The sequence below is a fragment of the Alteraquisediminimonas sediminicola genome (assembly GCF_019740335.1).
In the GTDB taxonomy this organism is placed as follows: Bacteria; Pseudomonadota; Alphaproteobacteria; order Sphingomonadales; family Sphingomonadaceae; genus Alteraquisediminimonas; species Alteraquisediminimonas sediminicola.
Genome location: NZ_JAHXZS010000001.1, coordinates 539,603 through 561,395, shown reverse-complemented (window position 1 = coordinate 561,395; position 21,793 = coordinate 539,603). Strand labels below are relative to the sequence as shown.

The window sequence follows — 21,793 nt, the reverse complement described above, 5'->3', positions numbered from 1 at the left end:
GAGGCCCTCATGGCATCTTTCTTCGAATGGCAATCTCCTGACGAGATGTGCCAGCGAGTGGAACGACTTAAGATCATGCTGGGTAATGACGCTTTCCAGCGTCGTGGCCGTGCCTTCCGGGAAGCGTTCATCGCGGCTCGTATTGCCCGAGCTAATGGACAGGATGCCGTGCGCTTGTTGCCCGAGACGAACGATGAAGTAACGCCCGACTTCGATGTCCGCAAAGGGGATCACCTGAAACGATACGAAACCACTGAGGCTGATATCCCCGGTCGTCGAAGGCAGCTTGAGTATCGTGATCCGAGATCATCAGAACCCGATCTAATGGGCCTCACGGCGTTAGATGTGATGGTGAATCACATTCAATCGCTCGCCCGAAAGAAAGCGGCAAAGCCCTATCGAGACTGCACAGGCCTCGTCATCTACCTGAACCCGCCAATGTTTAGCTTCAACCCAACATTCAGCACCGCCCATATGAAAGATGCCACGGAACCTGCTGCCAAGGGCTTCGAGGAAGTCTGGCTTCTACGAGAACAAGCTACCTTGCTATGGAAGGACGGACACTTCCTCAAATGGATGCCAGACGATATCTAATCGTTATGAACTCATTGACGGCCTGCCGATCTGTGCGACGATGACGAGATGATCAACCCAGACGCTCCCAACATCGTTACCCCGGATGATACGGAATCATCCGATGAGACCATCGCCCACCGCTTAGAATGTCGAGAGGCGTCGGGGGATGGTGAGGGAAATGATCGACAAGATCATGGCCGGGATCGGACCGCTCCCTTCGCCCGCTCCAGCGATTTCCAACATATTGGAAAACCGTCGAAAAACCGTCTCGCACGGGAGCATCGACAACTTTACCACACAGAATTACTACACAATGCGCGCTCCACAGTCCCGCCAAGTGTCTGTGATAATGGTGTAAATGATCTTTCAGACGTTATGTTGTTGAGAGCACAACCTTAAGTGCCTTTTCCTTCGCTGCATTCCCAAAGACCTCATAGGCTTCGATGATGTCATCGAGCTTGAACCGATGAGTTACCAGTTGAGCAGGATTGAGCCGTCCCGACTGAACCGTCTTGAGTAGCATCGGAGTGGTATTAGTGTTCACTAGGCCTGTTGTGATCGTAACATTCTGAATCCAGAGAGTTTCGAGATGCAGCTCGACGCTTTTCCCGTGAACGCCAACATTGGCAATATGTCCACCGGGCGCAACAACCTTCTGGCAGATATCAAACGTCGCAGGGATGCCCACAGCCTCAATAGCGACATCAACCCCAACACCGCCCGTCATGGTGAGCAATTCGTCTACTGCCGTGCCACCGGAAACATCGATAACATCGGTCGCACCAAACCGCTTGGCAGCCTCAAGCCGATTGGGGTCAGTGTCGAGCATCACCAGCCTCGCCGGTGAATAGAACTGTGCAGTCAATAACGCAGCCATCCCAACTGGACCCGCGCCAACAATTGCCACGATGTCTCCGGGTTTTACTTGCCCGGAGAGGACGCCGATCTCGAATCCGGTAGGCAGGATGTCGCTGAGCATGACTAGTGCCTCTTCGTCCGCACCATTGGGAATCGGATAGAGGCTGTTGTCTGCATGCGGGATGCGAACATATTCCGCTTGTGTGCCATCTATCAGATGTCCCAAAATCCAGCCGCCGTCCGAGCAATGGGAATAGAGTTGCCGCTTGCAATTGGAACAACTGCCGCAGGATGTGATGCAGGAAATCAGAACATGATCCCCCTGTTTGAAGTTCTTCACGCCGGTGCCGACTGCCTCAACGATGCCGACTCCCTCATGTCCAAGGATGCGCCCGGGGGTTACAGCCGGGACATCACCCTTCAATATGTGCAAATCAGTGCCACAGATTGTCGTGCGAGTGATCCGGATGATCGCATCCGTAGGCTTCGCAATCGATGGACGGTCTTTGTCGAGCCACGCCTTCTGGCCGGGGCCTTGGTAAACGAGAGCTTTCATAAGGCGTCTTCCGATCTAAGAGAGGATCGCGGTGAGTCGAATATTCATACTACGCCTGATTTCAGTTCCCTGTAGTCCTATATTCCGTTGGGCAGAGCTATTGGACTAAGTGGTCAAGCTTGAGGCCGGGGTATCGGATGCGGTTGATGGCTTCGTTGAGGATAGATGCCCGGAAGCCATCGCCGTAAATGCCATCTATTCCCGATCCTGTCGCACCGGATGTCCATCCGCCAAGTGCGAGGGAAACTTCTCGATCTGCGCGGCTCTCACGTAGTGCATCGCGAAAGCAGTGCCTGTAGCTATGAAAGCAGGTGAGGGGCTCGGATGCGCCAATGTTGAGGAGAAATCTGCTGAACCATTTGGAAAAATTGGTGCTTCGATAGCCATGAGGGCCGGGTGACAATTCGTGAAAAAGGTCTTCGTGGCCGTCGCGTCGCTGCTCTGCGACAAAAGCCAAAATCCCAATCCGTATTAATTCGTTGTGAATCGGTATTGCTCGTTCGCTGGCTATAGTCTTCACGCGCTTTGCACCTTCCGACCCTGCGATGTCCTCTATCACGACGAAACACTGCACCCCGTCCAACTCACGGATATCGGCCACCTTCAATTGGCAAATCTCATTCATCCTCATTCCTGAGAATAAAGCGATAAGCGGAATCCAGAAGCGAGCACGCCGGGGCCGAGCATCACCAACCTTTGCGTAGTTGTAAACATCATCGACACAGCCAGTATAGAGCGTCGAATGGAAGATGAGTTGCAGTTGCTCCATTGAGAAGGGGCGGCGCTTGTCGCGCTTCTTCACAGGGTCGGGCAGGCGCAAACCCTTGGCGGGACTTTTGTCGAGATACCCTTCCTCAACAGCCCAGTTCAGCACGCCTGAGAACTTGTTAAGATACGCGTTCACATTCGCGATGCTGATCACTCCTGCATCAGCGCGCTTCTGTGCAGCCTCAACAGCCTGCACGATTGTGAGGCCGGGGAACTTTCTATCTGCGTGGCGCGGCACCTTTGTGAGCATCTGGACGAATCCTCGTGCTTGCTCACGTGTGATATCGTTGATGGCAATATTTTCGCCGAAAAACTCGATGACCCATTTTCGGGTGGTTCGATACGCGATTCTTGTTCGCTCACACCATGTGTGCCGGGGATCGGCGGTGTAGAGGTCGTAGACTTCTCCCAGCGTCTTGGTCGCGGGTGGGAGGGAAGGAGGCTGAGTCGCTCCCATATATTCGTTATTAGCCAGCCGTTCTGCGACCTTCTCAGCCAGAATGGCCATGGCATTTGCACTGGATGGTATTTTCGATGATCGGGCAGCGTAGGGATCGGTGATTAGACCGAGCACCACCCGCGCGGATTCCAGTTCGGCTTCGATCTCCGCCGCCGCGAAGTGAACTCGTCGAGCAGCGATTTGGACGCTGTCAGTTCTTAGCGAACGCCATAGCTCAGACCGTCCGATGACCGTTTTCAGAGCATCAGGGACACGGCGACGTAAATGGTAGATTCTGCCTTGGAGGCAGATGCCTTTGGGCAATTTGTGGAGTGGTCGCGTGTAGTAGTCTGAAAGATCATTTACACCATTATCACAGACACTTGGCGGGACTGTGGAGCGCGCATTGTGTAGTAATTCTGTGTGGTAAAGTTGTCGATGCTCCCGTGCGAGACGGTTTTTCGACGGTTTTCCAATATGTTGGAAATCGCTGGAGCGGGCGAAGGGATTCGAACCCTCGACCCCAACCTTGGCAAGGTTGTGCTCTACCCCTGAGCTACGCCCGCTCTGGCGTTTGGTGAGGAGCAACTCCTCGCCGGGTGAGGGCCAACTAGCAGGGAGATTCTGATCCGGCAAGGGGGGAATGCGAGAAAAAATTCAGGGCTTGGAATTAGGGACCATCATCCCCAAATATGGCCCACGTAATTTGGTGGTGACGATAGGGGTGAAACGAAGGTGGCGACATTGGGGATGAGCGCGGCAGACCGCGAAATGATTGAGGCTTTCAAGCGGGATGTGGTCGACCCTTCGATGACGTCGCTGGTCATTCTCGATTTCTGGGCCGAATGGTGCGGGCCGTGCAAGGCGCTGACTCCGGTGCTGGAAAAAATCGCTGCGGAATATGCGGGCAAGGGTGTTCTCCTCGCCAAGATCAATGTCGATGAACAGAAAATCGTCGCCGCCCAGTTCCGGGTGCAGAGCATCCCCACCGTCTATGCCGTGTTTCAGGGCCAGATCGTCGCGGACCTGACGCAGATGCGTAGCGAAGGCCAATTGCGTCAGATGCTCGATCAGATCATCGCGCAATTGCCGATTACCGGCCCGGCGGATGCGCAGGCCGAGGATCTGGCCCCGTTAATCGCGATGGGCGAGGAAGTATTGGCCGCAGGCGATGTCGCGCGGGCAGAGGCGATGTTCTCCCAATTGATCGAGATGGCCCCGGATAACGGCGCCATCGTCGCAGGCTTGGTGCGGACCCGCATTGCGCAGGGCATGATGGATGAGGCGGAGGCCGTGTTGAACGCCGCGCCCGCATCCTTGGCGAAGGATCAAGGGTTGCAACAATTGCGGGCGTCGCTGGCACTGGCACGCAATGCCGTGCCGGTGCAGGATATGTCGGGGCTGGAGGCGCGTCTTGCCGCCAATGGCGATGATCATGAGGCGCGGTTCGAATTGGCGGGCGGGTATCTGGCTGCGGGCAATCGCGATGCGGCGGCAGATGCGCTGCTGGAGATTATCAAGCGCGACCGTGCCTGGAATGAGGGTGCGGCCCGGACGCAATTGCTGCAATTGTTCGAATCGGTCGGGTTGGAAGACCCTTGGGTTGCCGCCCAGCGCCGTCGCCTGTCCGCTGTGTTGTTCGGCTGATGACAGGCCCGGGCCGATCAGCCTTGCCGATTTTCCCGCTGGAAGGGGCGTTGCTCTTTCCGGGGGGAAGCCTGCCGCTTCATATTTTTGAACCGCGCTATCGGGCGATGGTCGAGGATGCCTTGAACGGCGATGGATTGATCGGGATGATCCAGCCCAGCGGCAAGGACAGCCGCAGCCTGTTTGATATCGGCTGTGTCGGTCGAATCATTGATTGCAGCGAATTGGCGGATGGCCGGTATAATATCGTGCTGGAAGGCGTGGCGCGTTTCCGGGTCGTGCGTGAGCTGGAGGTGACGACACCCTATCGGCAGGTCGAGGCGGCGTGGCAGGAGGCCGATCTGGATGAGGATCGCGACCTGAGCATCAGTCCAATCATGCGCAGCGCGTTGGAAACCGAATCGCGGCGTTTTGCCGATCAGCACGGCTATCAGGTCGATTGGGGGGCTGTGCGCCAATTGGATGACGAAACCTTCGTGCATCTGGTGGCGCAGGTCGCGCCATTCGATCCAGCGGCCAAACAGGCGTTGCTGGAGGCCGACAGCCTGACGGCCCGCGCCGATTTGCTGATTCAGTGCATGGAGTTCTTTCGTCTGTTTTCGGTCAGTGGCGATGACGAGCGGGTGACGCTGCAATAAGCGGCTGCAGCTGCAATATCTTGGGCGGTGAGGGGCGGTGTCCGGGTGACAAGGCCCACGCCAGACGTTATGAAGCCGCATGACATTGTTTCAACCTCCCGAATGGGCTCCGCATCAGGCTGTGTGGATCGGATTTCCGAGCGCTGCCGACCTTTGGCTTGAAGATCTGGCCCCGGCGCAGGCGGAGGTCGCAGCATTTGCCCGGGCCGTCCATGCCAAGGGTGCGGGCGAGCGGGTGATTCTGGTCGCGGCGGATGGGGTTGCGGCGGCGGTGGCCCGCCAAATGATCGGCGATGCGGCAGAGGTGATTGTCGAACCGTTCGGCGATATCTGGCTGCGCGATACCGGGCCGGTGATCGTCCATTATGAAGGCGATGGCCTGCGGGCGTTGCAGCATCATTTCAACGGTTGGGGCGAAAAATACGACCTGCCTTATGATGACAGCATCGGGCTGCGGCTGGCGGCGCGCCAAGGGCTTCGCAACACCGATTGCGACTGGATTTTCGAGGGCGGCGCGGTCGATGTCGATGGCGCGGGCCTGTTGGTGACGACCGAGCAATGTCTGCTCAACCCCAATCGCAATCCCGATCTCGATCAGGGCGATATTGAATTGCTGTTGCGGCTTGAATTCGGGATCGACCGGGTGCTGTGGTTGGGCGAGGGTTTGGTCAATGACCATACCGATGGTCATGTCGATAATCTGGCGCGTTTTGTCGCGCCGAATGTACTGGCGGTGCCGGTCGCACATAATGGTGATGACCCGAATGTGGCGATTTACGCCGATGCCCGCGCCCGCGCCAAATCCTTTGGGGTCGAGGTGGTCGATATTCCATCGGCGGGGCTGCATGAACAGGATGGCGAGATCATCCCGACCAGCCATATGAATTTTTACATCGGCAATGCTTCGGTGGTGGTGCCGACCTATGGCGGGACCAGCGATCTGGAGGCGGTGAAGTCGATTGCGCGACTGTTTCCGGGCCGTCGCGTGGCCGGGTTACCCGCCAATCATATACTGACGGGGGGTGGATCATTCCACTGTATCAGTCAGCAGATTCCCCTGATTCCGGGCGTCTGATGCCTGATTCTGCAAAGGGCGCACCTGCCGGGCCGCTGCGCTTGACGCTGGATCGTCGGGCGCTGGCGGACAATTGGCGCTGGCTGGCGGGTCAAAGCGGGACCGCGCAGGCCGGGGCGGCGGTCAAGGCCAATGGCTATGGCCTTGGCGCTGCAGAGGCGCTCAAGACGCTTGCCGATGCAGGTTGCCGTGTATTTTTCGTCGCGACATGGGCCGAGGCGGTGGAGCTTGCGCCGTTGGCGGCGGGGCTGGAACTGCATGTCCTGCATGGTGTGCGGGATGAGGATATGATGGTGGCGGGGGGGCTCGATGCGCGGCCTGTGCTCAATTCTGCCGATCAGGTGCGGCGCTGGCGTGAACAGGGCGGCAATCGCTTGTGCAGCGTGATGGTCGATACCGGCATGAACCGGCTGGGAGTCAGCGTAGCAGAGCTCGCATCGGGGCTGTTGCAGGGCTTGAACTGCGATCTGCTGTTGAGCCACCTCGCCTGTGCAGATGAAGATGTGGCGATGAACCGGGTGCAGCTTGATCGCTTTGCGGGACTGGGCGCGTATGCGCCGGGCTGCCGGATGAGCCTTGCCAATAGTGCGGGGATCAGCCTTGGCCGGGATTATCATTTCGATCTGACTCGGCCCGGATTGTCGCTTTATGGCGGCATTGCGCGGCCAGAGGCGCAAGGTCATATTCGCCCTGTGGCCCGGATCGATGCGCAAATATTGCAGCGGCGGACCTTATTGGCGGGTGAAAGCCTTGGCTATAACGCGACCTTTACCACAGCGCAGCCGATGGAATTGGCGATCCTCAACCTTGGCTATGCCGATGGCTATTGGCGCGGATTTTCGGGGCGGGGCCGGGCCTTGGCGGGCGATGTCGCCTTGCCGGTGATGGGCCGGGTGTCGATGGACCTGACCGCGATTTGCGTTGATGCGATGCCAGCATTGCGCGAGGGGGATTGGGTGCAGATCGATTTTGAACTGTCGCACGCGGCGCAATTATCCGGCATGTCGCAATATGAACTGCTGACCGGTCTTGGCGGCCGGTTTGAAAGGCGTTGGGCATGATGTTGATATTGCGTATGTTGGCGGGGCTAGGGCGGGCCGTCATTGGCGTTTTTGCCGGGGCAGGGCGGTTGGTCATTTTCGCCGCGCAGGTGATCCGCGCGGCTTTATTGCCGCCATATTATTTCGGGCGTTTGTTGGAACAAATGGCGCTGATCGGCTGGTTTTCCCTGCCGGTGGTCGGCTTGACCGCATTGTTTACCGGCGCGGCGCTGGCGCAGCAGATTTACATCGGCGGCGGGCGTTTCAATGCGGAATCGACGGTCCCGGCGATTGTCGTGTTCGGCATGATCCGCGAATTGGGACCTGTGCTGGTCGGCTTGATGGTCGCGGGGCGGGTGGCCTCCGCCATGGCGGCAGAGCTTGGCACGATGCGCGTGACCGAACAGATTGATGCACTGGCGACGCTACGCGCCGATCCGTTTCGCTGGCTGATTGCGCCGCGTTTGGTGGCGGGGGTGTTGATGCTGCCGTTGCTGGTGATGGTCGCGAATGCCATCGGGATCATGGGCGGCTGGTTATTGTCGGTGAACAAGCTCGGTTTTAACAGCGGTGCTTATCTCGCCACGACCCGCAAGTTCATCGAGCATGACGATTTCGTCATGGCCTTGATGAAGGCGGCGGTGTTCGGCTTTTTCATCGCATTGCTCGGTTGCTATCACGGCTATCGCGCAAGCGGCGGCGCGGCAGGCGTTGGTGCAGCCACCACCCGCGCGGTGGTGTCGAGCTTCATCATGATCCTGTTGTCCAATCTGATTATCACATTGGCGGTGTTTGGATGAGCGAGATCGAGGATAAAATGCCCGAAACTGGCGAAGCGGTCCCGATGATCGAACTGATTGATGTCCGCAAATCCTTTGGCGCGAAAAAAGTGCTGGATGGCGTCAATCTGCGCGTGACCAAGGGGGAATCGTTGGCGGTCATGGGCGGGTCCGGCACCGGCAAATCGGTGATGCTGAAATGCATTCTCGGTTTGATGAAGCCCGATAGCGGCAGCATCCTGATCGCGGGGGAGCCGATGACCGGGGCAACGAGCCGGGATCAGCAGCGGTTGCGCGCGCATTTCGGCATGTTGTTTCAAGGCGGCGCATTGTTCGACAGCCTGCCGATCTGGCGCAACGTGACCTTTGCGCTCACCAATGGGCGCGGCGGCCATCGCAAGGAGATGCGCGACAGGGCGGCGATGCTGCTGGAGCGCGTCGGCCTTGGGTCGGAAGTGCTGGATTTGCGGCCAAGCTCGCTCTCCGGTGGGATGCAGAAGCGCGCGGCGCTTGCCCGTGCCATCGCGCATGAGCCGGACATTTTGTTTTTCGATGAACCGACCACCGGGCTTGATCCGGTGCTGGCGGGCCGGATCAACCGCCTGATCGTGCAATTGGTGAAGGAAATGGGCGCAACCGCCGTCACCATCACCCATGATTTGCATAGCGCGCGGACGATTGCCGATCGGGTGGCAATGCTGCATCAAGGCAAGGTGATCTGGGATGGCCCGGCGAGTTCGCTCGATAATAGCGGCAATGAAATTGTCGATGACTTTGTGAAGGGATTGGAATGAGCATCAAATATCTTCACACCATGATCCGCGTGTCCGATCCAGAGGCGACGATCCGGTTTTTCGAATTGATCGGCCTGAAGGAATTACATCGTTATGATAATGATGCGGGGCGTTTCACGCTGATTTTTCTGGCAGCACCGGGTGATGAGACGGCGCAGGTAGAACTGACCCATAATTGGGGCGAAACCGGCTATAATGGCGGGCGGAATTTCGGGCATCTCGCATATGAGGTCGATGATATTTACGAAACATGCGCGCGGTTGATGGCGGGTGGCGTCACGATCAATCGCCCGCCGCGCGATGGCCGCATGGTGTTTGTGCGCTCGCCTGACAATATTTCGGTGGAGCTATTGCAATCCGAAACGCCTTTGCCCCCGGCAGAGCCTTGGTTTTCCATGCCCAATGTGGGTGAATGGTAATGGCGCTGGAGATCGTTCGCATCCCGGTATTGTCGGATAATTATATCTGGCTGGTCCATGATGTGGCCTCCAGCGAGACCGTGGTGATCGATCCGGCGACATCGGACGAGGTGTTGGCCGAGGCCGCAAAGCGCGGTTGGACCATTACGCAGATCTGGAACACCCATTGGCACGGCGATCATGTCGGCGGGAATGAGGCGATCAAGCTGGCGACCAATTGCCGCATCAGCGGGCCAAAGGCTGAGGCGGACAAAATCCCGGGGCTGGATATGGCCTTGGGTGAGGGCGACCGCGCCCGGATCGGTGCATTTGAGGCGGAAGTCTGGGATGTGCCTGCCCATACTGCCGGGCATATCGCTTATTATCTGCCGCAGGCCGGGGTCGTGTTTGTTGGCGATACGTTGTTTGCGATGGGTTGCGGGCGGTTGTTCGAAGGCACGCCCGCGCAGATGTTTGCGAATATGCAGCGATTGGCGCAATTGCCGCCCGAAACCGCTGTCTATTGCGCCCATGAATATACGTCTTCCAATGGTCGTTATGCGCTGTTTGCCGAGCCGGATAATGCGGATGTAAAGTCGCGGATGGTAAAGGTGGAACAGGCGCGCGCCGCAGGTGAGGCTACGGTGCCGACCAGCATCGCGCTGGAACGCGCGACCAACCCATTCATGCGGGCCACAAATGTGGTAGAATTGGCCAAGCGCCGCGCGGAGAAGGATGATTTCAAGGGGTGAGCTTTGAAGCCTGAGGGAGAAGGATGATGCGCAATCTACTGTCCCTGATCATTGGCGGGATTAGCCTGTTATTGGTCGTGATTGCGTTCTTTCCGCTGTTGGGTTGGGCCAATTGGTTCATCATCCCGCTGCCGGTGATCGGCCTTGCGATTGGCGTCACCGCGCCACAAACGAGCGGGCGCGACCTGAATATCGTTGTGATTGTGGTGGGCGTGATGCGGCTGTTATTGGGCGGCGGTATTTTTTAGCACTTTAAGGCGTAATCCCCGGAATGTCGGTCAGGGGTGTCGGCATATAGCTGCGGATCATCCGTTGCGGGTCGCTCATCATTTCCGCTTGGTTGAGCAGGCTGCGGAACGGGGCGCGGATGCTGATGTTGAAACGGAACGGCAGCTTTTTCAATGTGCCGCTAAAGGGCACTTTGACGCCGGGGCGGATCGGCTCTTGCGCCAGTCCGTCGAATTTCACCCGCGTGATGATGTCGCCATCAAGCGCGCCTTCCAGCTCAATCGTCAGCGCCTGATACCGCAGCGAACGCAGCGCATCGAATGCCATTTTCCCCATGCTGCCCAATTGGGCGCGGGTCAGTTCCCCGACATAAGCGACCGAGCCGCCACCCTTGCGCGCGACGAGATAGCCGCCTTCGATCCGCCCGCCGCGATCATCGAAGATCATCGGGATGACGCCATCGAAAATGCCGCTGGCGCTGATATTCTGATAGCCGAGCTGTTGAATGAACTTGGCGGCATCCAGCCCTTCCACGCGGAAGGCGAGGCGGCGTTCCATCGATTTGTTGAGATCGAGCACGCTCGGATCAAGCGTCAGGAAGCCGCCGTTGAACGGCCAGCGTCCGCCCTCGATTTGCAGCCGGTTGCCGGGCAGTAATTGATATTGGATCAGCCCGTCCAGCACTTCCATGCCGGGGTTGACGTTGCGAATCGTGATTTTCTGCCCCGGCGCCGAGGTGATGCCGAGCAGATCGGTAAACGCGACTTGGGTGGCAAAGCCGTTGACCGGGCCGAAGGCGGCGGCAAAGTCCATATTTTCCGTGCCGAACAGGCCATTGCTGGTGATGGCCTTGGGGGTCCAGTCGATCCGCCCATGGCCGGTCACATCCCCGCGCACATTGGCGATGACGCCAAGGGTAGTGCTGGTCAGCATATCGGGCTGCAACCCATCGGTACGGAAATAGATGCCGGGGACGGTGAGGTCAGCATGGCCGGTGGCTGTATTGAGATCATGGGTGATGTCCACATCGACGATTTGCGTGCCGGAGGCCGGGTGGCGCAAAACGCCATGGGCGTGGATGACATTGTCGCGCAAACTTAGCTCAATGTCGCGCGCCAGCAACGGGCGGAAGCGCGGGTCTTTGAGGATGGCATCGGCGACGCGGACATCACCCTTGGCACTTAATACGCCTTGGCGCATGTTCCACTGACCCGCGCCCTCGGTCATCAACAAAGGGATCGCCGATAATTTGGCGGACAGGGACGTAAATGCGCCCGCGACGCCGGTGGTATCGAACCGGCCATTCAATTGGGTGAAGGCAAATTGGTGCGGGTCTTCGCCTGTGCCAATCGTGATGGTCGTCCCATCCAGCCGGAAACTGAGCGGCACCAGCGGGACCGATAATTTTTCGGCAGTGATGTTGATCGGGCTATCGCCCATCCGGCCCATGAGGCGGGGACCAGCAATCGCGAAGCCGCCCGTCAGCCCTTGTTTGCCGCCGCTCCGCAAAATGGCCGGGCCATTGGTCGGGCAGGCGCGCATCTGGCTTGGTCCGAAGACCGCGCCCGCCGCCGCCAGCCGGGAGAAGCGCAACGGAACGCAGCCCCGGCCAAGGCTGATATGATCGCCGATCTGGAGCGCGACCGGCAGATTGAGGCCATCGACCCGGCCACCGGGGAAATCACCATCCAGTATGAGCCGGGTATCTAGCTGCACATTGCCACTGCCGATGCCACGTAATTGCACTGGCGTCAGGGCAAGTCGTTCACGACCATGGCGCAAGGATGCGATGGTGAGGGTGCCGCTCCCCGCCGTGCCGAAGCGCCATGGGGCCATCATGAAGCGGGTGTCGGGAAAGCCGCCGCCATTCAGGCTGAAGCCCTCGCTCGTCAGGCTGTTGGTGCGAAGGTCGAGGGCGAGCTTGCTGCTGCTGGCGTTGAGGCCGCTGGCGCTGGTGAGTTGCACTTGGTCGAGGCGGAGGCTTTTTTGTGCGGGGGTGTCAATGAAGTTGATGTTGGCGGATAGGCTGAGCGACTGGCTGGTACGGCGAAGCGCATTGTCGAGATCACCCGCGATGCCCGCAATCGGTGTGGCTTTGGCCCCGGCCAATGCGGTGTGGACGGGCCGCAGTATCTGGTCGTCCAGCGCCAAGGATGTGGCATCGAGCCGGGCGGTCAGGGACTTGGCCTTTGGCGACAGCGCATAATCGCCGGTCAGGCTGATCTTGCCATTGACTGCGCCGATCTCGCCGAAATGCGCGGCCTTGTTGCCGAGGCGGAATTTGCCCTTCATCTCATTGAGGCGATCGGCGTTGGCGGTAAGATTGCCGTCAAGGCCGATGAGCCGGTGTTGGCCTTGGCGCAGTTCGGCGGCTTGGCCCCGGATCGCGCCGTTCCAGCCGTTCAAATCATGGGCCAGCCAAATGTCAGGCCGCAACAATGGCGCGGTGAGGGCGAGGTCTTGGCCCTTGCATGTGCCGTTCAGCGCCGCGATTTGCCCGGCGATATGGATGCGGCCAGATTGGGTGCGGACGCGCAACGGGGCGTTCAATCGGCCAAGGGAGCAGTCCTGATATTGCAGGCCATGGGAGCGGATGACGAGCCGCGCCTCAAAACCACCCGGCAGCGGGCCGCGACCGTTCAGCCCGGCCACCAAATTGCCCCAAGGCGTCGTCAATTCCATCGCGCTATCGGCCAGATCGACCTCATAAGCGGGGAGGGCAAATGGTGCGCCACTGGGGGCCGGGCGCAGCCGATCCAAACTGCCGAGCGAGAGCGCGCCCTGCGCGTCCATCTTGGCGCGCAGCCGCAGCCCGATGGCCTGTATCCGTTCGACCCGGACGCCCTTTAGCCCCCAGCCAAGATTGATCCGCACTTCGCGCGCAACCAGATCGGGCCGGGCCGGATCGCCCAGCACGACATTGCGGAGTAATTGATCCTGCGGGCCGATTTGCACCAGTTCATAGCTGGCCGGCACCTGCGATTTCGCCAGATAATTGTCGATGACATCGCTCGCGATGGGCCGACGCATCAACCACAGGCCAAGCAATGCAGCCAATAACAGGGCCGACAGCAATGCCAGCATGATCCGGGAACGCGACATCATCATCAGATGTTCATCGCGCTCTTTGCCATCAACGTCCAGCCAGAATAAATTTTATGCGTGGCCGTTCGGCTCTTCGACCATTTTCATCCGCAACATGATCCAGAACAGGACGATCCCCGGCACTGCGAGCAGGGTCGTGAGCAGATAGAAATTCACATAGCCCATTGTCTCGATCAGCGCCCCTGCGCTCGCCCCGGTCACGAACCGGCCAACGATGCTCGCCCCCGCAGAAATCAGCGCATATTGGGCCGCGGTGAAGCGCAGATCGCACAAGGCCGAGAAATAGGCGACCACCACCACGCCGCCAAAACCGCTGGCCGCATTTTCAAAGCCGATAGCGCCCGCCATGCCGATATTGCTGTGTCCCGCCGCCGCCAGCAGGGCGAAGGAGAAGTTCGACACGCACATCAGGATCAAGGCGAACAGCACTGATTTCTTGAGGCCGAACCGGGCGAAAATCATGCCGCCCGCGAAAATACCGATGAGATAGGCCCAAAAACCGACGCCGATATCGAACACCGCGATTTCATCATTGCTGAACCCCAGATCGTCGAACAGCAGCCGGAACGTCAGGTTAGCGAGCGTATCGCCGATCTTGTGGATGAGAATGAACAGCAACACGAGCAATGCGCCCTTGCGCTGGAAAAATTCCACCAGCGGGCCTTTGATCGCGGCCCAGCTATGCGCCAGCCCCTTGCGCGGCGTCGGTTCGCGATGGCGGGCCGGTTCGCCCAGCACCAATGCGGCGATCATGGCGGGGAATGCAAACAGGGCGCAGGCCATATAGGCGGCGCTCCAGCCCATGCGATCCGCCAGCACCAACGCCAGCGCGCCCGCGCCCGCAGATCCGATCCGCCAGCCATATTGCGACATGCCGGACCCGATACCGAGTTGATAAGGCTGCAAGGTCTCGATCCGATAGGCGTCGATCACGATGTCGAACGTCGCGCCTGCAATACCGACCAGCACGGCGGCAGTGACGGTTGCGCCGAGATGGGCCGAGGGATCGACCAAGGCGAGGTTGATGACGGCGGCAAACACCAAGGTGCCGGTCAGCAGCATCCATGAGACGCGTTGACCCAATCGGCCAATAATCGGCAGATGGACGCCATCGACCATCCATGCCCAGAGGAATTTCAAATTGTAAACGAGAAAGGCAAAGGTGAAGGCGGTGACGGTTTTCTTGTCGATTCCATCCTGCGCCAATCGGGTTGTGAGCGTCGCGCCGATCATCGCATAAGGGAAGCCGGACGAGATGCCGAGGAAGAACGCGCCCAATGGCCCGCGTTCCAAATAGGGGTGAAATGCGGCCCAGATGCTCTTGTTACCAGCCGCTTCACCCGACGCCATGTGTGTATTCCCCGATGAATATGCAATTAATGCGCGAAACTAGCGCAATTTCGCGCTATGGCCAGCCCCGATATGACACAAAGACCACCACGCGCTCCATCCGGCCCACGCGGCCCTCGCAAACCTATGTCCGGCGGAGGCGCTGCCAGAGGTGCTGGCGGTGGTGCAGGTCGAGGTCCGGGCAATAGAGGCTCGGATAACAAAGGGGCTGATCGCGGCCCTGACCGTCGCCCCGAACGTGGTGGGGAACGCCGCCCGGATCGCGGGCCGGAGCGCGGTGGTGAACGCCGCCCTGATCGCGCGCCGGAGCGCGGCGGTGAACGCCGCCCGGATCGCGGGCCGGAACGTGGCGCTGAGCGTCGTCCGGATCGCGCGCCGGAGCGTGGCGCTGAGCGTCGTCCAGATCGTGGACCTGTGCGTGGTGGTGAACGCCGCCCGGATCGTGGGCCGGAGCGTGGCGCTGAACGTCGTCCAGATCGCGCGCCGGAACGTGGCGCTGAACGCCGCCCTGATCGCGCGCTGGAACGTGGCGCTGAACGCCGCCCGGATCGTGCGCCGGAGCGTGGTGCTGAGCGCCGTCCGGATCGCGGGCCGGAGCGCAGCGCTGAACGTCATCCAGATCGTGCGCCAGAGCGCGCCCCGAGCAGAGGCCCGAATAAGGGGCCGGGCCGGGGCAGGCCGGGCGCTGTCGATCCCAATGCGCCGCGTTTGGGCCGGTCTGGTTCACGCATGGTGGCGGCGCGTGCCAAGGGCGCCGGGAAGAGTGGGGGTTTTTCCAAGGCCGTGATGGCGGAGCCGAAGGATGAACAGCGCATCGCCAAGCTGCTGGCCCGTGCGGGCGTGGCCTCGCGCCGCGAAATCGAGCGGATGATCGAGGAAGGCCGCGTGGCACGTGATGGGGTGGTGATCGATACACCCGCGACCATCCTGACGTCATTGCATGGCATTACCGTGGATGGCGTGCCGGTCAAACAGCCGACCCCGGCGCGACTGTTCCTGTTTCATAAGCCGAGCGGCGTGTTGACGACTGAACGCGATCCCAAGGGGCGCAAGACCATCTATGATGTGCTGCCCAAGGATCTGCCGCGCCTTGTGCCGGTCGGGCGGCTTGATATGAACACCGAAGGGCTGTTGCTGCTCACCACCGATGGCGAGTTCAAGCGTCAGTTGGAACTGCCGTCCACCGGGATCGAGCGCAGCTATCGCGCCCGTGCTTATGGCAAGGTGTCGCAGGAGCAATTGGAAGATCTGATGCTCGGGGTCGAGATCGAGGGCGTGCGCTATGGCCCGATCAACGCGAATTTAGAGCGTCGGACCGGGGCCAATGTCTGGATCGAGATGAAACTGACCGAGGGTAAAAATCGCGAAGTTCGGCGCGTGCTTGAATATTTAGGGCTGGAAGTTTCACGACTTATCCGCACTTCTTACGGCCCGTTCGAGATTGGCGAATTGACGGCGGGCCAGATTGGCGAGGTGCGTCGTCACGATCTCGTGGTCTTCCGCAATAGCTTGGAGAAGAAAGCGTGAGGATTATTGCCGGGGAATGGCGGGGGCGGAATTTGATCGCGCCCAAGGGCGATACGACGCGCCCCACCGCCGATCGCACGCGTGAGGCGCTGTTTTCGATGCTTACCAGTCGGTTGGGCAGTTTTGAGGGCTTGCATGTGCTCGACCTGTTTGCGGGTTCTGGCGCGTTGGGGTTGGAAGCCTTGTCGCGCGGCGCGGCGGAGGTTGTGTTCGTGGAACAGGATAAGGCGGCGCTGGATTGCCTGCGGACCAATATCGAGAAATTGGGGGCAGGCACGCGGGCCGTCGTGCGCCAAGGCAGCGTGTTGACGCTTGGTCAGGCGACGCGGACCTATGATCTGACGATGATGGACCCGCCTTATGAAACGGGTGCTGGCGGCGTGGCGATGGACAAATTGGGCCGCCTTGGCTGGTTTGCGCCGCATTCCTTGATCAGCGTCGAAACGAAGAAGAATGAAGTGCTGGACGTAGCCGGATTCGCACCCGATGTCGTGCGCGATCATGGCAAGGCGCGGCTGCAATTATTCCGTTATGAGGCCGTTGCTTAATGCCGCCGATGGAAGAGACAAAGGACGTTCCCACGCCCGGCATGGACGTGATGCGGCGTTTTTTGCCCTATTTATGGCCGAAGGATCAGCCCGCGTTGCGGGCGCGGATCATCTTGGCGATGGTGTTGATCCTGCTGTCCAAGGCTGTGCAGATCAGCATGGGTTTCCTTTATGGCGCGGCGGTCAATCGCATGGCGCCGGGGCATCAGCAGGCGGCAATCGGATTGGCGATGGCGCTGGTCATGGCCTATGCGGGCGCACGATTTGGCGGGGTGTTGTTCGATAATCTACGCAATACCGTGTTTGAACGGGTCGGGCAGGATGCGACGAGGCGGTTGGCGGTCAATGTCTTTGCCCATTTGCATCAACTCTCGTTGCGCTTTCACCTGGGGCGGCGCACCGGGGCGGTGACCAAGGTGATCGAACGCGGGACCAAGAGCATCGACACGATGCTCTATTTCCTGCTGTTCAATCTTGCGCCGACGGCGATTGAATTGATCGCGGTGATGGCGATTTTCTGGGTCAAATTCGGTTTTGGGCTGGTCGCGGCCACTGCCGTCATGGTGGTGTTTTATAGCTGGTTCACCCGCACCGTGACCGAATGGCGCGCCAAATTGCGGGCCGAGATGAACGACCTTGATACGGCCACAGTGGCGCGGTCGGTCGATAGCCTGTTGAATTACGAAACCGTCAAATATTTCAACGCCGAAGACCGCGAAGTTGAGCAATATTCTCGCGTCGTCAAGCGCTATGCCGATGCGGCGGTGAAGTCGGAAAACTCGCTGGCCGCGCTGAATGTCGGCCAGTCGTTGATCACCAATCTGATGATGGCGGGTGCGATGGCATTTACCGTTTGGGGCTGGTCGCAAGGGCGGTTTACGGTTGGCGATGTGGTGTTGGTCAATACGTTGCTGGCGCAATTGTTCCGTCCGCTCGATATGCTGGGCATGGTCTATCGCACCATTCGCCAAGGCTTGATCGATATGGCGGCGATGTTCGAACTGATCGATACCCCGACCGAGGTCGAGGACGCGCCGGATGCGGCGGTGCTTGCGCTGGACGGGGCGGCGGTGACGTTCGACAATGTCGCCTTTGCCTATCAGTCGGATCGACAGATCTTGAACGGGATCAGCTTTCATGTGCCAGCGGGTCATAGCCTGGCGATTGTCGGGCCTTCGGGGGCGGGCAAATCCACCCTCGCGCGGTTGTTGTTCCGTTTTTATGATGTGACGGGTGGCTGCATCTTGGTCGATGGGCAGGATATTCGCCGCGTGCGGCAGACGTCATTGCGGCAGGCGATTGGGATTGTGCCGCAGGATACGGTGCTGTTCAATGAGAGCATCGGCTATAATATCGGCTATGGCCGGGCAGGGGCCGATCAGGCGGCGATTGAGGCGGCGGCGCGCGGTGCGGCGATCCATGACTTTATCGCGGCCCAGCCGAAGCAATATGCGACCGAAGTGGGCGAGCGCGGGTTGAAGCTGTCGGGTGGCGAAAAACAGCGGGTGGCGATTGCGCGCACCTTGTTGAAAGATCCGCCGATCCTAATCCTTGATGAGGCGACGAGTGCGCTTGATAGCCGGACAGAGGCGGAAATTCAGGCGACGTTGACCGAGGTGGCCGAACGCCGCACCACGATCATGATCGCGCACCGGCTTTCCACAATCCAGCAGGCGGATGAGATCATCGTGCTGGAAGCGGGCCAAATCGCCGAACGCGGCACCCATGCGGCATTGCTGGCGCAACAAGGGCTTTATGCCGAAATGTGGGCGCGGCAGGCCAATGAGGGCTTTGAAGAAGCTGCGGCGTAGTTTGCTTGTCCCTCAAGCGCCGGATGGCGTCTGAGGGACAATTATCTTTTACACGTCCAAATTCGCCACGTTCAGGGCGTTTTCCTGAATGAAGTCGCGGCGGGGTTCGACGACATCGCCCATCAACTGGGTGAAGATTTCATCGGCCATATCGGCCTGCGACACTTCAACCCGCAGCAATGAACGGTTGGACGGATCGAGCGTGGTTTCCCACAATTGATCCGCATTCATTTCGCCCAGACCTTTATAACGCTGGATCGACAGGCCCTTGCGGCCCGAAGCGATCACTGCATCAAGCAGATCGGAAGGCCGGGTGATCGTGATCACGCCCTTGGCCGCCACCGCAGGCAATTCGCCTTCGTCGGCCTGATCATCCGCACCCTCGCCCGATTGGGCAACGCTTTTCGCCGTCACAAGGCGTGAGGCGGCGGAATAGCAGTCCATTTCCTCGGCCATCAGGCTGTGTAGGCGACGCGCCTCTTGGCTGACGATGAAGCTCGGTTCGATGATGTGGTGATCGGTCACGCCGCGCCACAGGCGTTCGAGGTGATAGCCGCCTTCTTCCGCGATACGGGCGGACCAGCGGGCTTCCGGATCGGCGCGGTTGAGCCATGCGGCCACCAGTTGCAAGCGTTCGGCACGGCCATCCCGTTCCAATGTCGGGTCGAGCGCGCCGGTCAGGCCCAAGGCCTCGATAATCGTCGAGTCATAACGACGCGGGACATAGCGCATCAGGCTGCGGACACGTCGGCCATGATCGACCAAGGTCTTCAGATCCGCGCCGGAACGCGCGCCCTTGGCGGTTTCCAGTACCAATGCGGCAACGCCGGCCTCGACGAGATAATCATCAAGCGCGGCATCGTCCTTCACATAGACTTCCGACCGGCCCTTGGCGACCTTGTACAATGGTGGCTGTGCGATGAAAAGGTGACCATTATCAATGATCTGTCGCATATGCCTGTAGAAGAATGTCAGCAGCAAGGTGCGGATATGCGCGCCGTCGACATCGGCGTCCGTCATGATGACGATTTTGTGATAGCGCAGCTTTTCAATGTTGAAATCGTCGCGAATGCTGGTGCCCAAGGCCTGAATCATCGTCCCGATTTCCTTGGACGACAACATCCGGTCGAGGCGCGAGCGCTCGGTATTCAGGATCTTGCCCTTCAGCGGCAAAATCGCCTGATAATGGCGATCGCGGCCCTGTTTGGCCGATCCGCCTGCCGAATCCCCTTCGACGAGGAACAGTTCCGACTTGGCCGGGTCGCGTTCCTGACAATCGGCGAGCTTGCCGGGCAGGGACGCAATGTCCATCACGCCCTTGCGCCGGGTCAGTTCACGCGCGCGCTTGGCCGCTTCACGCGCGGCGGCGGCGTCGATGATCTTCTGAACAATCGAACGGGCGTGCTGGGGGTTTTCCTCCAGCCATTCGGCCATTTTATCGGCCATCAGGCTTTCCAGCGGCTGACGGACTTCGGACGAGACGAGCTTGTCCTTGGTCTGCGAACTGAACTTCGGATCGGGCAATTTGACCGACACGATGGCGGTCAGGCCTTCGCGCATGTCATCGCCGGTCAGCGTGACCTTTTCCTTTTTCAACAGTCCGGATTTTTCCGCATAATTGTTGAGCGTGCGGGTCAGCGCCGCGCGGAAGGCCGCGAGATGCGTGCCGCCGTCGCGCTGCGGAATGTTGTTGGTGAACGGCAGGACGTTTTCATAATAGCTGTCGTTCCATTCCAGCGCGACATCGATGCCAACGCCATCGCGCTGGCCATTGACGGCGATGGGATCGGGGAACAGCGGCGTTTTGGCGCGGTCCAGATATTTGACGAACGCGGCGATCCCGCCTTCGTAATAAAGTTCATGTTCGACCCGTTCCGCATGGCGGGCATCGACGAGAAACAGCCGCACGCCCGAATTGAGGAACGCGAGTTCGCGATAGCGATGTTCGAGCTTTTCAAAATCGAATTCGGTGATCTTGAAGGTTTCGGGCGAGGGCAGGAAGGTGACCTTGGTCCCTTTCTTGCCTGCGGGCGCGGGGCCGACGATTTTCAGCGGGGCCACGGCATCGCCATGGGCGAATTGCATGTAATGTTCCTGCCCATCGCGCCAGATCGTGAGATCGAGCGTGGTCGACAGCGCATTCACCACCGACACGCCGACGCCGTGCAAACCGCCCGACACCTTATAGGCGTTGTCGTCGGAGGTGTTTTCGAACTTCCCACCCGCATGGAGCTGGGTCATGATGACTTCGGCAGCCGACACGCCTTCTTCGGAGTGGATGCCGGTCGGGATGCCGCGACCATTGTCCTCGACGGTGACGGACCCGTCCGGATTGAGCTGGATGACGATCTTGTCGCAATGACCGGCCAGCGCCTCGTCAATCGCGTTATCCGACACTTCGAATACCATGTGGTGCAGGCCTGATCCGTCATCGGTATCGCCGATGTACATGCCGGGCCTTTTCCGAACTGCATCAAGGCCTTTCAGGACCTTGATCGAGTCGGCGCCATATTCGTTGGAGTTCGGTTGGGAAGTCGTTTCTTCAGTCATGCATAGCCTATAGGCAATGGGGCGCGGCAAGCCAAGCATAACAAGCTTCAGATAGGTGAAAGCCGGTTGACCGCATCGCGCCATCATGGCAGTGGGCGGCTAGTGCATGGATAAGCGGGTGTAGCTCAATGGTAGAGCAGAAGCCTTCCAAGCTTACGACGAGGGTTCGATTCCCTTCACCCGCTCCAGATATTTCCCATACAGCATAATTTGCGACCGAGGCGCATGCCTTGGGGGAACCCTCGATTCTTTTGATGGCTCTCCGCGCCAAGGCGCTACGAGCGTGGTTCGATTCCTTATCGCTCGCCTCAAAGCTAAACTCTTCCCATTATTGTTGCGATTGATGCCGCAATA

Annotated in this window: 18 protein-coding genes, 2 tRNA genes and 1 pseudogene; 14 read left to right on the top strand and 7 right to left on the bottom strand. The window is 59.4% G+C overall.

The annotated features are described in order from the left end of the window. Positions 1-9 precede the first annotated feature (9 nt). A complete protein-coding gene (locus tag K6117_RS02765) occupies positions 10-594 on the top strand; it encodes a hypothetical protein (RefSeq protein WP_221792212.1) in 585 nt (194 codons plus the stop codon). Between the two features lie 355 nt (positions 595-949). On the opposite strand, the gene K6117_RS02760 is transcribed toward K6117_RS02765, so the two are convergent. The 4 genes and pseudogenes from K6117_RS02760 to K6117_RS02750 all read right to left on the bottom strand — a co-directional run bounded on the left by K6117_RS02760 (position 950) and on the right by K6117_RS02750 (position 3,763). After that, complete coding sequence (locus tag K6117_RS02760; RefSeq protein WP_221792211.1) at positions 950-1,990, bottom strand: zinc-dependent alcohol dehydrogenase family protein; 1,041 nt, start codon at positions 1,988-1,990, stop codon at positions 950-952. A gap of 97 nt (positions 1,991-2,087) precedes the next feature. Then, positions 2,088-3,266, bottom strand: coding sequence for a tyrosine-type recombinase/integrase (locus K6117_RS02755; protein ID WP_221792210.1), 1,179 nt, complete (start codon positions 3,264-3,266; stop codon positions 2,088-2,090). Positions 3,267-3,347: 81 nt separating this feature from the next. Continuing rightward, positions 3,348-3,521 (bottom strand): annotated as a pseudogene (locus K6117_RS14610) (DUF6538 domain-containing protein); the annotation flags it as partial. 167 nt (positions 3,522-3,688) lie between these two features. Then, a tRNA-Gly gene (locus K6117_RS02750) sits at positions 3,689-3,763 on the bottom strand. Positions 3,764-3,947: 184 nt separating this feature from the next. Between K6117_RS02750 and K6117_RS02745 the strand changes: the two genes are divergently transcribed. The 9 genes from K6117_RS02745 (at position 3,948) to K6117_RS02705 (ending at position 10,568) form a co-directional block, all read left to right on the top strand. Further along, complete coding sequence (locus K6117_RS02745; RefSeq protein WP_221792209.1) at positions 3,948-4,844, top strand: tetratricopeptide repeat protein; 897 nt, start codon at positions 3,948-3,950, stop codon at positions 4,842-4,844. Continuing rightward, positions 4,844-5,482: an LON peptidase substrate-binding domain-containing protein gene (locus K6117_RS02740; protein ID WP_221792208.1), complete on the top strand. Its 639-nt coding sequence runs from the start codon at positions 4,844-4,846 to the stop codon at positions 5,480-5,482. Before K6117_RS02745 ends, K6117_RS02740 begins: the two co-directional genes overlap by 1 nt. Positions 5,483-5,561: 79 nt before the next feature. Then, positions 5,562-6,557 carry an agmatine deiminase family protein gene (locus tag K6117_RS02735; protein WP_221792207.1) on the top strand — a complete coding sequence of 332 codons (996 nt, stop codon included), beginning with the start codon at positions 5,562-5,564 and terminating at the stop codon, positions 6,555-6,557. Next, on the top strand, positions 6,557-7,618 hold the full coding sequence (alr, locus tag K6117_RS02730; RefSeq protein WP_221792206.1) for an alanine racemase: 1,062 nt from the start codon (positions 6,557-6,559) through the stop codon (positions 7,616-7,618). The genes K6117_RS02735 and alr overlap by 1 nt, the downstream gene beginning before the upstream one ends. Then, positions 7,615-8,397 carry an MlaE family ABC transporter permease gene (locus tag K6117_RS02725; protein WP_221792205.1) on the top strand — a complete coding sequence of 261 codons (783 nt, stop codon included), beginning with the start codon at positions 7,615-7,617 and terminating at the stop codon, positions 8,395-8,397. Before alr ends, K6117_RS02725 begins: the two co-directional genes overlap by 4 nt. After that, positions 8,394-9,170 (top strand): ABC transporter ATP-binding protein, encoded by a 777-nt coding sequence (locus tag K6117_RS02720; RefSeq protein ID WP_246604775.1) that lies wholly within the window; start codon positions 8,394-8,396, stop codon positions 9,168-9,170. Before K6117_RS02725 ends, K6117_RS02720 begins: the two co-directional genes overlap by 4 nt. Positions 9,171-9,172: 2 nt before the next feature. Then, entirely contained in the window at positions 9,173-9,589 is a 417-nt protein-coding gene (locus tag K6117_RS02715; protein ID WP_221792848.1) for a VOC family protein, read from the top strand. Continuing rightward, a complete protein-coding gene (gloB, locus tag K6117_RS02710; RefSeq protein WP_221792204.1) occupies positions 9,583-10,320 on the top strand; it encodes a hydroxyacylglutathione hydrolase in 738 nt (245 codons plus the stop codon). Before K6117_RS02715 ends, gloB begins: the two co-directional genes overlap by 7 nt. 23 nt (positions 10,321-10,343) lie before the next feature. Next, a complete protein-coding gene (locus tag K6117_RS02705) occupies positions 10,344-10,568 on the top strand; it encodes a hypothetical protein (RefSeq protein WP_425514677.1) in 225 nt (74 codons plus the stop codon). Between the two features lie 4 nt (positions 10,569-10,572). Here K6117_RS02705 and K6117_RS02700 read toward each other — a convergent pair whose 3' ends face one another. Together K6117_RS02700 and K6117_RS02695 are read right to left on the bottom strand one after the other, a co-directional pair. Next, positions 10,573-13,656 (bottom strand): intermembrane phospholipid transport YdbH family protein, encoded by a 3,084-nt coding sequence (locus tag K6117_RS02700; RefSeq protein WP_221792203.1) that lies wholly within the window; start codon positions 13,654-13,656, stop codon positions 10,573-10,575. 48 nt (positions 13,657-13,704) lie between these two features. Then, a complete protein-coding gene (locus tag K6117_RS02695; protein WP_221792202.1) occupies positions 13,705-15,003 on the bottom strand; it encodes an AmpG family muropeptide MFS transporter in 1,299 nt (432 codons plus the stop codon). Between the two features lie 126 nt (positions 15,004-15,129). Between K6117_RS02695 and K6117_RS14400 the strand changes: the two genes are divergently transcribed. Genes K6117_RS14400 through K6117_RS02680 form a run of 3 tightly spaced genes read left to right on the top strand, consistent with a single transcriptional unit; the run spans position 15,130 to position 18,889 of the window. Continuing rightward, on the top strand, positions 15,130-16,530 hold the full coding sequence (locus K6117_RS14400) for a pseudouridine synthase (RefSeq protein WP_246604773.1): 1,401 nt from the start codon (positions 15,130-15,132) through the stop codon (positions 16,528-16,530). Beyond that, positions 16,527-17,078 carry a 16S rRNA (guanine(966)-N(2))-methyltransferase RsmD gene (rsmD, locus tag K6117_RS02685; RefSeq protein WP_221792201.1) on the top strand — a complete coding sequence of 184 codons (552 nt, stop codon included), beginning with the start codon at positions 16,527-16,529 and terminating at the stop codon, positions 17,076-17,078. Before K6117_RS14400 ends, rsmD begins: the two co-directional genes overlap by 4 nt. Beyond that, positions 17,078-18,889, top strand: coding sequence for an ABCB family ABC transporter ATP-binding protein/permease (locus K6117_RS02680; RefSeq protein ID WP_221792200.1), 1,812 nt, complete (start codon positions 17,078-17,080; stop codon positions 18,887-18,889). Before rsmD ends, K6117_RS02680 begins: the two co-directional genes overlap by 1 nt. Positions 18,890-18,937: 48 nt before the next feature. Here K6117_RS02680 and gyrB read toward each other — a convergent pair whose 3' ends face one another. Then, positions 18,938-21,439, bottom strand: a complete 2,502-nt coding sequence (gyrB, locus tag K6117_RS02675; RefSeq protein WP_221792199.1) for a DNA topoisomerase (ATP-hydrolyzing) subunit B — start codon at positions 21,437-21,439, stop codon at positions 18,938-18,940. 114 nt (positions 21,440-21,553) lie between these two features. Here gyrB and K6117_RS02670 point away from each other — a divergent pair. Beyond that, a tRNA-Gly gene (locus K6117_RS02670) sits at positions 21,554-21,627 on the top strand. Positions 21,628-21,793: the final 166 nt, after the last annotated feature.

Excerpts from the sequence above, each read along its gene's own strand:
- K6117_RS02765 (WP_221792212.1), top strand. The coding sequence starts at position 10 with ATGGCATCTTTCTTCGAATGGCAATCTCCTGACGAGATGTGCCAGCGA.
- K6117_RS02760 (WP_221792211.1), bottom strand. The coding sequence starts at position 1,990 with ATGAAAGCTCTCGTTTACCAAGGCCCCGGCCAGAAGGCGTGGCTCGAC.
- K6117_RS02755 (WP_221792210.1), bottom strand. The coding sequence starts at position 3,266 with ATGGCCATTCTGGCTGAGAAGGTCGCAGAACGGCTGGCTAATAACGAA.
- K6117_RS02745 (WP_221792209.1), top strand. The coding sequence starts at position 3,948 with ATGAGCGCGGCAGACCGCGAAATGATTGAGGCTTTCAAGCGGGATGTG.
- K6117_RS02740 (WP_221792208.1), top strand. The coding sequence starts at position 4,844 with ATGACAGGCCCGGGCCGATCAGCCTTGCCGATTTTCCCGCTGGAAGGG.
- K6117_RS02735 (WP_221792207.1), top strand. The coding sequence starts at position 5,562 with ATGACATTGTTTCAACCTCCCGAATGGGCTCCGCATCAGGCTGTGTGG.
- alr (WP_221792206.1), top strand. The coding sequence starts at position 6,557 with ATGCCTGATTCTGCAAAGGGCGCACCTGCCGGGCCGCTGCGCTTGACG.
- K6117_RS02725 (WP_221792205.1), top strand. The coding sequence starts at position 7,615 with ATGATGTTGATATTGCGTATGTTGGCGGGGCTAGGGCGGGCCGTCATT.
- K6117_RS02720 (WP_246604775.1), top strand. The coding sequence starts at position 8,394 with ATGAGCGAGATCGAGGATAAAATGCCCGAAACTGGCGAAGCGGTCCCG.
- gloB (WP_221792204.1), top strand. The coding sequence starts at position 9,583 with ATGGTAATGGCGCTGGAGATCGTTCGCATCCCGGTATTGTCGGATAAT.
- K6117_RS02705 (WP_425514677.1), top strand. The coding sequence starts at position 10,344 with ATGATGCGCAATCTACTGTCCCTGATCATTGGCGGGATTAGCCTGTTA.
- K6117_RS02700 (WP_221792203.1), bottom strand. The coding sequence starts at position 13,656 with ATGATGATGTCGCGTTCCCGGATCATGCTGGCATTGCTGTCGGCCCTG.
- K6117_RS02695 (WP_221792202.1), bottom strand. The coding sequence starts at position 15,003 with ATGGCGTCGGGTGAAGCGGCTGGTAACAAGAGCATCTGGGCCGCATTT.
- K6117_RS14400 (WP_246604773.1), top strand. The coding sequence starts at position 15,130 with ATGTCCGGCGGAGGCGCTGCCAGAGGTGCTGGCGGTGGTGCAGGTCGA.
- K6117_RS02680 (WP_221792200.1), top strand. The coding sequence starts at position 17,078 with ATGCCGCCGATGGAAGAGACAAAGGACGTTCCCACGCCCGGCATGGAC.
- gyrB (WP_221792199.1), bottom strand. The coding sequence starts at position 21,439 with ATGACTGAAGAAACGACTTCCCAACCGAACTCCAACGAATATGGCGCC.